Consider the following 15,097-nt stretch of genomic DNA (forward strand, 5'->3'; position numbering starts at 1 on the left):
TCCCTTTATTGTGGACGCGCAATGGTTAGTAGCTGACCAATTGTTGCGTAATCATTTCCTGCTAAACGACTCATCGCCTGTAGCTTTACGGGGTCAATATGTCCTCGTTCATTATAAATATCTTCATCAATGTGATAATGTACGACACGACCAATCAGTAAATCACAGCCCGACTGACCGTCTTCCCCGCCAAGTGGCACATGTTGGACAAGTTCACATTCAAAACGAATTTTTGCCTGTGCCACTGCTGGTACACGAATAACTGTACTATCAACAAGTGTAAAAGTTGTTTCATCAATTTCACTCTCATATGATGCTAAGTTTGCCGCTGTTTTATTCACGTCATGAACGATATCTTCACTCACAATATGCACAACAAATTGCTTATTGTTTGTAATATTATGAGCCGTATCTTTTTGAACGCCTGCTTTACGCTGCACAGATACACTGAGCATCGGTGGATTCGATGACACAATATTAAAGAATGAAAATGGCGCTGCGTTGGCAACACCCTCTTCATTAATAGATGTCACAAACGCAATTGGACGCGGAATGACGGAGCCAATTAAAAATTTGTAGTTTTCACGTTCTGTTAAAGACATTGGATCGATTGATTTCATACACTACACCTCATTATATGTGACCATTACACGCGGTAATGATTGTTCTAGTTGCTGACGCTTCTCCTCGTATTGTGGTGGAAGCATCAGTCCTTCGCCCATTGTATCAATACTTTCATCATGTGCAAAGCCTGGTTCGTCCGTCGCAATTTCAAATAAAATACGGCCAGGTTCACGGAAATACAGCGCATTAAAGTAATTACGGTCTTTAATGTCCGTTACATAATGCCCTTGCTGCGTGACATGCTGCTGCCACGCGATATGCTGTGCATCTGTTGCTGCGCGCCATGCAATATGATGGACAGTACCCACACCTGTTGTACCGCGCTCACCTGTTACCATTTTCACATCAATCGTATTGCCAAGTGTTGCACTTGCAACGTAACGCGTATAATCACCTTCTGTTGCTACATACGCTAGCCCCATTGTGTTCGTTAGCGTCGTAATCGTTTCTTCTGGGTCAGCTGAATATAATACTGCACCTGCAAAACCTTGAATCGCATATTGTGCAGGTACACCACCCGCCCATTGATTTTTCTGTGACACATCACGCTCCACAAGCTCTAACTGTAAGCCGTGTACATCGCTAAATTGTAAAACGACTTCGTCAAAGCGCGTTGTTTTTGTATACGCAATCTGTAGTGTCGTTAAACGTTTTTCCCAATAGGATATCGACTGTTGTGGAATCGCAAAGACGGTCACACCGACTTGACCGTCGCCAATTTCACCTTGGTACGCGTTTATCCACGGGAAAAAGGTCATAATCGTGCCTGGTCGTCCTCCGTCATCGCCAAAATATAAATGATACGTTTCCGGGTCATCGAAATTGACCGTTTTCTTCACTAAACGTAAACCGAGCACACCTGCATAAAAATCAACATTTTCCTGCGGGTCGCCAACAATCGCTGTAATATGATGAATGCCTACTGTTTGCATAGCGCTGCCTCCTTAATCAAGCGGTTCTAAATCCGCTTCAATATCCGCACGGTGCGGCTCTAAAAAATCTGGTAAATCAAGTTGTTGTCCTAATGTATCAATATGTCCATCACGTAAAAACCCTGGACCGTCCGTTGCCAGTTCAAAAATAATATGACCGACAATATTGACATATAAACTCTTAAAATAATAACGGTCAATAATTTGTGTCGGGACTAAGCCAAATGCGCGAATACGCTCTTCCCATGCGGCAAGCTCCTGTTCATCTTTTACACTTAATGCAATATGGTGAATACTGCCGCGCCCTGGTCGTTCAACTGGGCCATCTTGCTGTACAACGAATAATTCCGTTTCAAGTCCACCATCTCCGCGGAAGCGAATGCCCTCTTCAGTACGCGCGACTACCTCATATCCAAATAGCTCCGTTAACACCGTCTCCATTTGTTGTACATCACTTACTGTTAACTCTGTCGTGACAAATCCTTGAATCGCATATGTTTGTGGCACTGTTGATTGCTCCCAATACGTCCAAGCAGTTGGGGGTATAAACTGTGCGTCTGCTACAAACGCTAAACGTAAACTGTCTGGGTCTTCAAATAAAATTGCCTGTTTATCTGCATATATCTGTTGCGCGCTTACTGCGACACCTGCTTCTGTTAAACGTTGATGCCAGTACTGTAACGCCTCTACAGATGGCACACTTAATGCCACCTTTGTAATAGCATCGGTCCCTCGGTGTGTACGACCAACCATTGGAATTTCAAAGAATGTAAGCTCGGTTCCAGCCGTACCGATTTTATCTCCATAAAATAAATGATACATACTCGGAGAATCTTGGTTGACCGTTTTTTTCACGCGACGTAGCCCGAGAACATTTGTATAAAATGCATCTGTTTTTTTACCGTTTTTTACGACCATTGATACGTGGTGATGTCTTGTAAATTTCATTTTTTTCTTCCTATTCTATAATGAATTTTGAGCTGTTTTGCCGACACGCTTTGTAATAGAAACCAACGTCTCTAATTCTTGCTCTGTTAATCCTTCAAACATTTTTGCCATTTGCTGTGCATGTTGTGGGAAAATACCTTCCATAAATGTGCGCCCTTCATCGGTAATCGCTGCAAAAATTACACGACGGTCTGTTGCACAATGAACGCGTTTAACATAGCCCTTTTTTTCAAGCTTATCGACAACATACGTAATGCTGCTGCTCGCAATTAAAATTTTCTTCCCAATCATTTGAATCGGCTGGTCACCTCGGTGATACAATAATTCCAGTACGGCAAACTCAGTAATGTTCAAGCCGTACCGTTTAATATCTTGGCGCGAAACCTCTGCCATATATTGCGATGCACGCATCATAACAGTCATCGCCTTCAATTGAAGTTCTTCCATGTTTTCACCGCCTTTATTCCAAATTCATTTATCTTTAATTCGAGATATTTTATTTTATTATAGCATAGTCATAGTAAAATGCAACCAAGAAGGTATAAAAAAAGTACCCAAATCATGTTGGATACCTTTTTGATTAATGAGGTTGTACAATATACTGCTCTTTGCTTAATACATTGAATAACTTTTCGTTCATCTGCAGTGACTTTGCCACAATTGGGCCTAAACCAATTGCCATAAAGACCGTTCCAATACCGACTGGACCACCAATTGTAAAACCGACAATCGCTACGCTTACTTCCATCACTGTACGCGCTTTTGTCACACTCCATCCAAGACGCTGTGTTAATAAAATCATTAAGCTATCGCGTGGACCTGCGCCAAAATTTGCCACAATATACATGCCACAACCGAAGCCTAATAACAAGATACCTAGTACAAACATGCACGTTTGTAAAAATAAGCCTTCTACATCTGGTAATAGCCAGTTAAATAAGTCAATAAACAAACCAACTGAAAACATATTAATCCATGTACCAAATTTCGGCATTTCTTTATTAAAATAAATCCCAATGACTAAAACAATCACACCTGTGACAATTGCCCATGTGCCAATTGTTAAGCCATAATTAGCTAATCCTATATGCAGCACATCCCATGAGCCAACGCCCAACATACTGCCTTTAATCGTTAATGTAACACCTAATGCTAAAATCATGAGCCCGCCCATGAAAAAAATCCAGCGTAATCCGTTTGTTGACATGTCAATCGCTTCCTTCTTCTCTATTCACAATGCAGTATTATAACAAGAGAAATTCGTCACATGCCTTTTTCTGAATACTTATTCTTTAACAATACACTTAAGAAGTGCTCTTTACGCATATGCAAGATAAGTGGCGACTTTTATGAGAGTAGTACCCATTTTCCATAAAAGCGTTGCCCAACTATATATCCATAAACAAAATAACACCACGGCAAAATAACATTTGCCGTGGCTTTATTTAATAAGGAGAAGTATTTTTCAAACGCTGCATACCCTTATTCTTTTTCAAATGTTTTTGTACTGCGCACTGTATCAATTGGTCGTACAACAGATTCAATGTATGCGCGTTTTGGCTCTAAAAACGGCGGCAGTGATAATTTTTCGCCTAATGTTTCATACGGCTCATCCCCCATAAAGCCAGGACCGTCCGTTGCCCATTCAAATAAAATCCCGTTTGCTACACGTGCATATAAAGATTGGAAGAAGAAGCGATCTACAAAGCCAGATGTGCCAAAACCGATTTGACGTAAACGCTCATCCCATGCTTCAATTTCAGCGCGGTCGTTTACACGGAATGCAGCATGATGCACCGTACCAAACCCTTGGCGTGCGCGTGGTAATGTATTGTTATGTTCAACAATTACACGTGCACCGTTGCCACCTTCTCCTACTTCATATAAATAGAAGTTACCTTCTTGTCCAATTTGCGTATATTGCATCGCTACTTCCATCACTTTATGGAAATAATCAAAATCTGCAATGCGAATCGTTACCGGTCCTAAACCTGTAATCGCATATTCAAGTGGGACAGGGCCATTTTGCCAAGGCGTTCCTGATGCTAAGCCTTCTTGTCCTTCATCTGATACAAGTGCATATTGCTGTTCATCAAAATCTTCAAACGCTAATGTTTTTACGCCAAACTCTTCTGTAATGCCCGCATGTTTGATACCTAGACGGTCAAATCGTGCTTCCCAATACGCTAATGCTTCATTCGTTGGCACGCGGAATGACGAACGATAAATTTCATCTGTGCCGTGTTGCCCCTTTTGAATACCTGGGAAATCAAAGAACGTCATATCTGTTCCGGCATTGCCACGGTCATCGGCGAAAAATAAATGATATGTTTGAATATCATCTTGATTGACTGTTTTTTTCACAAGACGCATGCCTAATACATATGTGAAAAACTCATAATTTTTTTCTGCGCTTGATGTAATTGCTGTTACGTGATGCATACCTTTTACTGTTACCATAAAGAATCGCTCCCTTTGTCTCGTTTTTTAATATCTCGATTTAAAGATACTTTAACACGAAATAATAATCTCGTCAACTATTTATAAAAATAGAAAAAGCAGATGTGAAAAAGACCTTTCACATCTGCCTTATGCCGTTAATATTGACGTTCTAAACCGCCACCCCAAATAACACGACCACCTACGTGTTCCGTTTGCGCATGTGTTTTGGCATCGACCAATTGCAATGTCCCTGGCTGTTCATGATGATGCCATGTATAACCAGCTGGCGTTTGCCCTTGTCGTAATGCTTCTATATCATCCGCACTTAACCCGATAATTTCACCAATTGCTGTATCTTCTAAAATTGCTTTATAAAGTTGCGCATTGGCAATTTCGTCGTGCTCTTCGTCTGTCAGTAAATATTCATCGGGTGCTAAGCGAGCCGTAAATGCCGCTTCAAATACGGGGAATACGTCTGAGATCATTTGTTCACCAATTAGAAGCTCTGTTCGTTCAAATGCGACACCTGTAATGGGGTGCACAGTTCCTTCATATAATTCATTGATCGATTGAATCGCATCAACATTACTAAAATCTGCGGCAACAATTTGGTCATCTTGGAACACCTTACTGCCGACACTTGGCGTTTTCCAAAGTGATTTAGCGGCTGTTTTAATGCGTTGTTCGTCGCGCCCAACAACGCCTGCTACTGCTTCGTATGTATGGTTTACACCATGCTGTAGCATTGAACCAACACTTGAAAATACGGCCTTTGTTGTATCTTTCACTTCATTCATACCGGATTGGCGAACTTGTGTATCTTTGTTTAATACACCTTGTAACGTTCGAGCTGTCCCTTCCGTTAAATGCGATGTTACGTATAACCCTGCTTTTGAAACATCTTGCGTCATATTGCCTGTATCACGTACAAATTGTGCAGTTTGCTTTAACCCCGCTTTTTCCACTGTACCACTAATCACATCTGTTGCCGTATGAATCGTTGTTTCTGTAATGCTCGTTGCTGTGTCAAATACCTTTTTAAGTACCATATTTCTTCAAGCCTCCTTTTTCTTCAACGGTATCATAATCACTAGAATATTTCGACTATTTATACTTTCAATGATTTGTTTTTCATTTCGTCACAAATGAAAGCGTTTTATTTTCAGTGAGGTGGGAACATATATTATAAGAAAGTCCATACTTTACTTGAGGGGGTTAATTGTATGATTTGTCACACATGTAAACGCGAAATGACAATGGAAATGATGCCTTGTTCGATTTGTGAAGCAAAAAACTTAAGCGAAGTAAACATGACCGGTGAATTTTTTGATATGAAAATGGATGAGAAACAGATGTCTGCCTCTACGCACGATACGCATATGGATCATAAGGAAGAGATGGAAAACAAAATGATGCATGGCGAGGGAGACGACATGCTCGATGAAGAAATTGCTGCTCAGTTTACCGTATCAGTAGATGATTTAAAACAACGCCACACAGCTCCACCACCAGATGATATGCAGTTTTATGCAGACGCTCAAGATACGGATGAAGAAGAGGAGAAAGAACGTTAAGTCATTCATGGTAAACAACTAGGTGTGTCTGGAGAGTGCGCCTAGTCGTTACATGCATAAAACGAAGCCACGCTCGCAAAAAGCGTCACCCAAAACGAAACGATTTTGACGATATACAAATAAATAAAACAAAGCTCCGGCGAATGTAATATTCGCTGGAGCTTTGTTCAATTACGAGAATAGTTTTATTTCTACTCCCCTTTTATTTAACCGCTCATTTATTAGAAGAAAATAAATAATAAAGCAGCGACTGTGAAGCAATAATACGTAAAATAATGTAGCTTTCCTTTTTGCATAATGCCCATAAACCAACGCATCGCAAAGTATGTCATCAGTAATGTCGCAATAAATGCGGCAATGTACGGAATCGCTAAATCACCTTTATTTGGCTCGTTTAAGAAGTCTGTTAACCCAAGTACAACGCCACCAAAACTTACTGGAATATACATCATAAATGAGAAGCGTAATGCTGTATCTTGACGCATCCCGGTTGCGATTGCTGTAATAACCGTTGCTCCTGAACGACTAATCCCTGGTGTTAAAGCTACCGCTTGACCAAAACCTACTAAAATGGCATCTTTTTTCGTAATATCTTTATCGCCTTTACGACCTTTTAAATTACGAATTAACCAAAGCGCTACCCCTGTTACAAGTAACATTGTAGCAATTACATTCATACTTACCGATTCAGCGATGACATCGCTTAATACTACGCCTAATACACCTGCTGGAATCGATGCAATAATGACGCATAAAGCGAAATTAAAGTCTGATTTATAACGCATTTCGCGCGTTTGTATGTACTTTAAAAACCCTGTCACTAAACGCATAATATCACTACGATAAATAAATAAAATCGCTAATAATGATGCTGTATTTGTTAAAATGGCAAATGTAAACCCTTGCTCGCCCACGCCCAAAATCTCACTCGCAATCATCACATGACCACTTGATGAAACTGGAATTGGTTCGGTAAACCCTTGCACAAGGCCAATAATAATTAGCTTTAATGTGTATAAAATATCAAATTCCACGTTAATCGTTCTCCTATTCTTCTTGTTCAACTACGTACGACGCACTTGCTTACGATAAAGTTGCGTCAAAAATGCACTCTTTTTATTGTATGATTTTATGATGTATTTGGCAATTATAGATTCCATAAATACACATCTTTTTAAAAAAATTTTGCTGAAAGCGTTTTTTCGGGACATATGTCCTTTTTAATGCGAGGAAAACATGGTTAAATAAAGCAAAACGATTACGTAACAAGAAAGAGGATATAATGCCAGGAATACTTTTTGCCATTTTAAGTGGCTTTTTCATCTCACTCCAAAATGTTTTTAACGCGACGATTGGCACAGCTGTGAGTACGTGGTCAACGGCTGTAATTACGCAAGCTGTCGCAGCACTCGGCGCGCTTTTTCTCTATTTCATTGCACGCGAACCTTCGTTTAATGCTTTAAAACAAGTAAAGCCTCTGTATTTATTTGGCGGGTCATTCGGTGCAATTGTTGTCGCATCGAGCGTATTTGCTGTGACATATGTCGGCGCATCCATGACAAATGCAGCAATGTTACTTGCACAATTAGCAACGGTCATTTTAATCGAAACACTCGGCTTATTCCAAATGCCCAAGCAGCCAATTGCTCGACAGCAATTACTTGGTTTAACCATTATGATTATCGGCGCATTACTCATTACGCTTTAAACAGGAGGCATGCTATTTTGCAACAGTATATTCAAAAATTTCAACTTGCCAATGTTTTACCAGACGTTTTATTACATGCGATGACGCTTGAAGCGTTCGAAAAAGGTGAACGTATTATTACACAAGGTGAAATGCCGCATGCTATTTACTTTTTAGTAGAGGGACGTTCAAAAGTATATACGACTTCTCAAGATGGACGTTCATTGATTTTAACATTTACGACACCGTTCACAGTCATTAGCGATATTGAATTTATTGAACGTCGACCGTATTTAAATACGGTTGAAGCTGTAACAGATGGCTACTATTTAAAATTACCGTTAACACTTGTTGAGCAGTACGGTATGCAACATTTACCGTTTATGACGTTTATGCTAAAAACATTAACCCGTAAATTTTATGATAATGCCAATGCACTGCATTTTAACTTTTTGCACAGTGTGGACGTACGCTTTGCAAGTTATTTATTGGCGATGACGCATGAAGAACCAAATGTACCCATTCACGACTTAAAAGATGTCGCACAAATGATTGGGACAAGTTACCGACATTTAAACCGTATTATTGGTCAATTAAGTGATGCCGGATATATTGAACGGGCACAGCGCACGATTCGCATTTTAAACCGCGAACAATTATTACACTTAGCAAAATATAATATTTACGAGGAGCGATAACGCTTGATTATAGGACTTTTATTTGCCGTTTGTGCCGGTGTATTTGTCGGTGTACAAGGGATTTTCAACCGACATGTGAATATGCACGTCAGCAGTTGGGCAGCAACCGCATTTATTTTAGCAACAGGCAGTTTAGCTGCGCTTATTATGGGACTTGTCATCGATGGCACAGCGATTTTTGATGTAAGTGGTATGAAACCTGCTTATTGGCTATTTGGATTAGTCGGCATCGGGGTTATTTTCTGTACGATGACAGCGATGAAAAAAATTGGACCGACGAAAACGATTGTTATTGGCGTTATTGCGCAATTAACTGCGTCGATGTTTTTTGATATGACGGGCTTTTTAGCATTACCGAAAATGGACATTGGGTGGAATCATATCGCCGGTCTTTTACTGATGATTGTTGGCATTACCATTTTTAATATGAAAAAGAAAACAGCGTAAGCGTCATATGTATCCAGACCCAAATGAAAAAAGGCAGAAAAATTAAAGAGCTTGAGACAATACAAAGAAATTGGGACAAAAGGAAATATCCTTCAGCAACGACAACTGCTGAAGGATATTTTTTGCTTTTGGTGCTACGCCAAAGAGCGGACGTGTTTCGCAGGCAATTCTTTCGGTACGGAGACAAAGTAGCTGTTCCTCTGTAGTCTCTCGCTCGTATTGCTCCGTTAGAAGTCCACTCTTCGTTTCACAACAACGCATCCAATTTTTATGTTAATAAAAAAAGGTTACTAAATATGACATCCCCTAGCTGTTAAATGTATCTACCAATTAGAAGACCGTTCAACTTCGCTTTGGAACCTTTTCACACTTCATTTTTCTATTAAAAAACGGTCACAACTGTAAGCGAGGAAGCCATCTTACTAAAATTGTTTAAGAAAAGAGAATATATGCTCATATATTGAACATAATATCCTCTTATTAGTTTAGTCTATTTAACGCTAGCGCCTACACTATTTTTTTATACTTGCTCTTGATACGTTTGTAATAATTGCTTTAATGCAACGGTAATAACATGACTTTTCGTATAGTCATTTTGCTCACAAAATGCATCAAACGCATGCATCACATCTTCATCTACTGTAAATGTTCGGCGTACTTTCGCAGCCCCCTCATCAGACACGCCTTGCAATAACGCTGGGAGTGAACCTGCCTCGTGCTTTGGCACAAATACTGCCGCTTCCTTTTGCTGTTGCACATCTGAAATTAACTCGCGTAACAGTTCGATTTCTGCATTTGAAAAACCGTCAATGTTTGCTGCTTGTTCCGCAGACCATTTGCCGTTTTCGTCAACGCTATAACCTTGCTGCACTAAAATTTCTGTCGCTTCTTTTTTCGATACACCGAACTTTTTCTTCGTACCTTTTAATGTACCATCATTTTCATGCACAATAAAATCGACTAACTCTTGATAAAATTCTAATCCTTTTGACATCGTAGTGTCCTCCTTCAAATTGAATGACTGAAAATATGCGTTTATTCTCCGCACATTAGATGTGTACTCGTGATGTAGAAATAATATATAAAGCTTGCATATTATTAGCTCTATTATACAAAATGATTATCGCTTTGATACATAGATTTGTGAAAATATTCCGACATATTATGTGCGCATTAATTCCGCAATATAGGTATACGAGCGCTGTTTCAAATATTCATCGTAAATATAGGTCACTATCAACAATTCATCGACTTGATGAATGGCCACAAACGCTTCTAGTTGCTCCTTTACACTGTCTTTTGTACCGATAAATGTAAAGCGTCTATCACGTAATACAGCGTCCTTTTCAAATGATGTCCAAATTTGCTCCATCGATGACACAGGTGGCTGTATTTTTTGATGCGAACGTCGCACAATCGTTAAGAAAAACTGATAAAAGGTCGTAGCTAAGTACGCCGCTTCCTCTTCAGTATCAGCAACAATCACATTAACACCCGCTGCTACGTAAGGCTTATCGCATTGCGCTGATGGTTTGAATTGTTGTCGATAAATGGCTAAAGGTTCCTCAAAAGCATCTGGTGCAAAGTGACTGGCAAACGCATACGGCATTCCGCGTTGTGCTGCCACATGTGCACTGTACGTACTTGAACCAAGCATAAATCGTGGAATATTTGCGTATTCTCCTGGTGTTGCACGGACGCCATCACTCGCAGTTGGGGCGAAATAACCTTCTAGCTCATCTAGTAATACGTCTAATGGTTCCGCAGCTGCGCCTCGTCGCAATGCGCGTGCTGTAAACGGGTCCGTTCCTGGTGCACGCCCGATACCTAAATCGATACGCTGTGGATACATCGCATCTAATGTACCAAATTGCTCGGCTACAACGAGTGGTGCATGATTCGGTAACATAATACCGCCCGCGCCAACACGTATGTGCTTCGTTTGTGAAGCAATATAACCGATTAATATAGATGTTGCAGAGCTCGCAAGCGTCACACTATTGTGATGCTCTGCTAGCCAATAACGTGTATAGCCGAGCTGCTCTACATGCTGTGCAAGTCGCCCGCTTTGCGCAATCGCTTCTTTTGCGCTTTCTCCTTCACGAATCGGTACTAAATCTAAGACAGAAAAAGCTGTTTGTTGTAATGACATCGAATCGCTCCCTTTCATTAGACAAAAAAGATCGCCTTTATTACTAGACGATCTGACATATGTTATTTACCAATTTTTTTAGAGATTGAAATACCCGTTTTTGGAATCGATATTGTTGCGCGGACACCACGCTTTGAAATGTTAAGCTTTGCGTATTTTGGACCAATCGATACACTCGGACCACTCGTCGACACATTTACCGATACACCTGGTAAAATTTTTTTAGATGTTGAAAAACGAAACGCCATTTACTCGCCCTCCTTTTCATCTATTGTACCGAAATCCATTTACGTTATGCTAGTTTGAGCGCTGGCGCAAATTAAAAATCCGTTTTCTTCGTTCCTCCATCACAGAATGCTGCACATAGCCATACTTTTCATAAATTTGTTTCACACGCTGGCGGTCTTGCTCAATTAATTCATCACGCATTGCCGAGTAACGTAAATTGGTGCATGTGATTTTTTTATCAACTACTTTTGAAATATGTAGCATAATACGTTCAATCGTTTTCACCGTAATCGGCTCCCCTGCTTTATTGCTTAGCCCTAACCACATATGCTCCGCCTCGAGTAGCGCTGGAAAAAGCTCATGCGTTTGCTTCTCGTAAAACATAAGCCAACTTTGCATGGATGTCGATAATTCCAAATCTCGATGACTGCGCGAGCCAAAAATTCGCACCGTTCCTTTTGCTTCGTCAATATGCGACCATTTCATTTTTACCACTTCGTACGGTTTTAACGCTAGCTCTGCCACTAAACGCGTAATGCAAAAATTACGCAATGCCATCCAGCGATGTGCTTTTTCGTCAATCGTTTGATACGCATGTAGCCAAACGTTTACAGCTTGTTCACGTTCTTTATCCGTTAACACATCGACATGCTTTTCAATTCGCGGCAACGGCTTTACATATTGCTCTGGTACAACGCGTAGCCACTCACGAAAATGGCAATACTGTAAAAAAGAGCGCAGAGATGCAAATTTACGATTAATACTTTGCGTATTTGTATATCGCTCCTGCAAATGCTCCCGATATGCTTCGACTAAAGTGCCAATTGTTTCGTCTTGTAAATATTCTTCGTTTGCGTCCCAACAAAAACGAATAAATTGCTTCCCATCAATTTTATATTGCTTAATGGTTAGCGGCGCTCTGCCCATTTTCGCAATATGTAAAATATAAATATCCCATGCTTGCTGAATCGTTTGCATACACATCCTCCTATCACATTTATCTATGTGTAGTATAACAAACATAGTCGGATAATCACTACATATTTGTTTGCTCATTTCCTGCATGTATCTACCCAATTGTCGCTTATTTTCATGTACTATACGTGTTTTTAAAGCGCTTTCTTCATTTTTTGAAAAAATTCAGGCTTTTTCAGCCATTCCAAATACTTCTGTACTATAATAATAGTTATATTTAGATAAGGGAGTTGGCACGATGCAAGTAAAAACAATGCGTCTCGAAGCAGAAGATGCAAAGCTTATTTATCAAGAAACAGCTGGTCTAGCCATTATTACCATTCATCGCCCGCAATTAAAAAACGCATTAACAGCAAATATGTGGGACCAGTTAGCGAAAGTCGCGTTACGCGTTCTAGATAACCCGAAAAATAAAGTATTACTCATTCGTGGCTCAGGCGAAAACTTCACAGCAGGCTCTGATATTAAAGAGTTCAATTCGATTTCACTTGAAAAAGCGGAAGAAGCATTCATTCATATGGAGCGCACGATTTCAACAATTGAAAACTTACCAATCCCCACAATTGGCGTTATTAACGGGCCAGCGATGGGCGCAGGTTTAGAACTCGCGCTTGCTTGTGATATTCGTATCGGGTCAGAAAAAGCGAAAATGGGTATTCCAGTTGGCAAATTAGGCATTACGTTAAACAATAAATTCGCAAAACGTCTTGTCGATTTAGTCGGGCCGTCTGCAACAAAGGATTTTGTTTTTACTGGCCGTATGTATAAAGCGGAAGAAGCATTTAAAGCTGGCATGCTGAACTATTTAGTCGCTGAAAAAGATTTAACACGCTTCTCGATTCGCATGGGGAAATTAGTAGCAGGTATGAGCCCCGCTTCTCTTCTTGCGGTGAAAAACTCCGTGAAAGAATGTGTGGACTCTGTTCCTGCTATTTGGGAAGGCTCTACTCCATTTGTTGACCAAACAGATTTTGCAGAAGGCGTTCGTGCATTCGTTGAAAAACGTCAACCGAACTTTGCACCACGTCAACGATAAAACAGGAAAAAACCCCCGCTACACGTTGGTCATGTAGCGGGGGTTTTTCTAAACAATATGCGTGTTTCATAAATAAGCATATCGTATATTTAATGAAGGCGCAAATAAATCTCTTTATTTCGGCAATTTTCCATTAATCGTATTTATAATGGTCCATGTCTTCAAATCGGTTATAACGACGTTTAAATGCTTTGAAAATATGTGTCACAAGCACTTTCAATAACGCATATCCTGGAATCCCTAAAATGACACCTGGCACACCGAATAACGAGCCTGCTGTTAACAACACAAATATAATCGTAATTGGGTGAATCGATAATGATTTCCCCATAATTTGTGGTGAAATAAATTTCCCTTCAACTAACTGTACAATTGTCCACACAACCGCTAATTTAATTAACATAAACGGTGATGACACAATAGCTAAAATGACAGCTGGTGTAATCGCAATCACCGGCCCTAAATATGGCACAACCGACGTAATCATCGCTAGGAAGCCAAGTAATAATGCATACGGCATACCGATAATTAAAAAACCAATCGTAATCATAATTCCAATACAAATCGACACTAAAATCTGTCCTTGGATATATGAGCTAATTTGTTTGTCCATGTCTGACATGATAGCATGTACTTCTTCACGTGCACGTGGTGGGAAAATTCGTAAAACAAACTTCGGTAATTTCTCCCCTTCCCACAGTAAATAAAATAGAATAAATGGCACAATCACTAGTGATAAAACAAATCCCGTTAATGCCGATACGAAACTCGTTAAACCACTTGCGATGCTTTGTGCAAACGTCGATAACGTATCTTTTACCGTGGTAATTAAGTCATTTGATAAATCTTGTGCAATTTGCATGTAATCAATGTTAAAACGTGCAAAGAAATCATCGAAACGCGAATTATTAATCCACTGTACCGTATTATTAATAACACTGCTCACATAATTCGGAAATTCTTGTACAAGTTCTGTAAATTGGTCACGTAAGAATGGAAACACCAGTACAATCAGCAATGTTAATGCACCAATTGCCCCGATAAAAATGAGTAAAATACCCCAGCCTTTTGGAATGCGCCACTTCATTAAAATACGTAAAATCGGGCGTAATAAATAGTACAAAATAACGCCTAATACGCCTGGTAATACAACGACTTCAAATAGCACTGCCAATGGATGGAAAACAAACGATATTTTATCAAATACAAAGATTGTACTACCAATTAATAATAATAAGATTGTAATAAAAATCATATTTTTGCCGCCTAAAAAGCGAATAAATTTCGTGTCAAAGAAACTTTCTTTTTCGCGTTTGCGCGGTGGTTTTTCATCTTGGTTATGTAAATTCATGCC

The 15,097-nt window shown here is 39.9% G+C and carries 18 protein-coding genes; 5 read left to right on the plus strand and 13 right to left on the minus strand.

All coding sequences use genetic code 11. The annotated features are described in order from the left end of the window. Positions 1-5: 5 nt before the first annotated feature. The 7 genes from A6M13_RS13775 to A6M13_RS13805 all read right to left on the minus strand — a co-directional run bounded on the left by A6M13_RS13775 (position 6) and on the right by A6M13_RS13805 (position 5,995). Entirely contained in the window at positions 6-620 is a 615-nt protein-coding gene (locus tag A6M13_RS13775; RefSeq protein ID WP_066547619.1) for a flavin reductase family protein, read from the minus strand. 3 nt (positions 621-623) lie between these two features. Continuing rightward, on the minus strand, positions 624-1,556 hold the full coding sequence (locus A6M13_RS13780) for a ring-cleaving dioxygenase (RefSeq protein WP_066547624.1): 933 nt from the start codon (positions 1,554-1,556) through the stop codon (positions 624-626). A 12-nt stretch (positions 1,557-1,568) separates the two neighbouring features. Continuing rightward, entirely contained in the window at positions 1,569-2,504 is a 936-nt protein-coding gene (locus tag A6M13_RS13785) for a VOC family protein (protein ID WP_066547626.1), read from the minus strand. Positions 2,505-2,519: 15 nt separating this feature from the next. Continuing rightward, the gene (locus tag A6M13_RS13790) at positions 2,520-2,951 is read right to left on the minus strand and encodes a MarR family winged helix-turn-helix transcriptional regulator (RefSeq protein ID WP_066547628.1); all 432 of its coding nucleotides are present in this window, start codon (positions 2,949-2,951) and stop codon (positions 2,520-2,522) included. A 133-nt stretch (positions 2,952-3,084) separates the two neighbouring features. After that, on the minus strand, positions 3,085-3,711 hold the full coding sequence (locus A6M13_RS13795) for a YczE/YyaS/YitT family protein (RefSeq protein ID WP_066547629.1): 627 nt from the start codon (positions 3,709-3,711) through the stop codon (positions 3,085-3,087). A 275-nt stretch (positions 3,712-3,986) separates the two neighbouring features. Next, entirely contained in the window at positions 3,987-4,964 is a 978-nt protein-coding gene (locus A6M13_RS13800; RefSeq protein ID WP_066547631.1) for a ring-cleaving dioxygenase, read from the minus strand. Positions 4,965-5,101: 137 nt separating this feature from the next. Continuing rightward, positions 5,102-5,995, minus strand: a complete 894-nt coding sequence (locus tag A6M13_RS13805) for an HNH endonuclease (RefSeq protein WP_066547634.1) — start codon at positions 5,993-5,995, stop codon at positions 5,102-5,104. A 174-nt stretch (positions 5,996-6,169) separates the two neighbouring features. On the opposite strand from A6M13_RS13805, the gene A6M13_RS13810 reads away from it, so the two are divergent. Next, positions 6,170-6,520 carry a hypothetical protein gene (locus A6M13_RS13810; RefSeq protein WP_066547636.1) on the plus strand — a complete coding sequence of 117 codons (351 nt, stop codon included), beginning with the start codon at positions 6,170-6,172 and terminating at the stop codon, positions 6,518-6,520. Positions 6,521-6,741: 221 nt separating this feature from the next. Here A6M13_RS13810 and A6M13_RS13815 read toward each other — a convergent pair whose 3' ends face one another. Then, positions 6,742-7,554: an undecaprenyl-diphosphate phosphatase gene (locus A6M13_RS13815; RefSeq protein ID WP_066547638.1), complete on the minus strand. Its 813-nt coding sequence runs from the start codon at positions 7,552-7,554 to the stop codon at positions 6,742-6,744. A gap of 248 nt (positions 7,555-7,802) precedes the next feature. Between A6M13_RS13815 and A6M13_RS13820 the strand changes: the two genes are divergently transcribed. From A6M13_RS13820 to A6M13_RS13830, 3 genes are read left to right on the plus strand one after another with little or no spacing between them, the layout of a single operon-like run. Continuing rightward, positions 7,803-8,228, plus strand: a complete 426-nt coding sequence (locus A6M13_RS13820; RefSeq protein ID WP_066547640.1) for a DMT family transporter — start codon at positions 7,803-7,805, stop codon at positions 8,226-8,228. A gap of 17 nt (positions 8,229-8,245) precedes the next feature. Beyond that, positions 8,246-8,905, plus strand: a complete 660-nt coding sequence (locus A6M13_RS13825; RefSeq protein WP_083998374.1) for a Crp/Fnr family transcriptional regulator — start codon at positions 8,246-8,248, stop codon at positions 8,903-8,905. Positions 8,906-8,908: 3 nt separating this feature from the next. Next, on the plus strand, positions 8,909-9,352 hold the full coding sequence (locus A6M13_RS13830) for a DMT family transporter (RefSeq protein ID WP_066547644.1): 444 nt from the start codon (positions 8,909-8,911) through the stop codon (positions 9,350-9,352). Positions 9,353-9,872: 520 nt separating this feature from the next. Here A6M13_RS13830 and A6M13_RS13835 read toward each other — a convergent pair. From A6M13_RS13835 to A6M13_RS13850, 4 genes are all read right to left on the minus strand, one after another. Next, positions 9,873-10,346, minus strand: coding sequence for a hypothetical protein (locus tag A6M13_RS13835; protein ID WP_066547647.1), 474 nt, complete (start codon positions 10,344-10,346; stop codon positions 9,873-9,875). Between the two features lie 168 nt (positions 10,347-10,514). Next, entirely contained in the window at positions 10,515-11,504 is a 990-nt protein-coding gene (locus tag A6M13_RS13840; RefSeq protein ID WP_066547650.1) for an LLM class flavin-dependent oxidoreductase, read from the minus strand. 62 nt (positions 11,505-11,566) lie between these two features. After that, a complete protein-coding gene (locus A6M13_RS13845; protein ID WP_066547653.1) occupies positions 11,567-11,752 on the minus strand; it encodes a DUF4236 domain-containing protein in 186 nt (61 codons plus the stop codon). A gap of 49 nt (positions 11,753-11,801) precedes the next feature. Then, positions 11,802-12,710, minus strand: coding sequence for a tyrosine-type recombinase/integrase (locus tag A6M13_RS13850; protein WP_066547656.1), 909 nt, complete (start codon positions 12,708-12,710; stop codon positions 11,802-11,804). 235 nt (positions 12,711-12,945) lie between these two features. On the opposite strand from A6M13_RS13850, the gene A6M13_RS13855 reads away from it, so the two are divergent. Next, the gene (locus tag A6M13_RS13855) at positions 12,946-13,743 is read left to right on the plus strand and encodes an enoyl-CoA hydratase/isomerase family protein (protein ID WP_066547658.1); all 798 of its coding nucleotides are present in this window, start codon (positions 12,946-12,948) and stop codon (positions 13,741-13,743) included. A gap of 133 nt (positions 13,744-13,876) precedes the next feature. On the opposite strand, the gene A6M13_RS13860 is transcribed toward A6M13_RS13855, so the two are convergent. Continuing rightward, a complete protein-coding gene (locus A6M13_RS13860; protein WP_066547661.1) occupies positions 13,877-15,094 on the minus strand; it encodes an AI-2E family transporter in 1,218 nt (405 codons plus the stop codon). Between the last annotated feature and the right edge of the window lie 3 nt (positions 15,095-15,097).

Source organism: Caryophanon tenue (genome assembly GCF_001700315.1).
Classification (GTDB): Bacteria; Bacillota; Bacilli; order Bacillales_A; family Planococcaceae; genus Caryophanon; species Caryophanon tenue.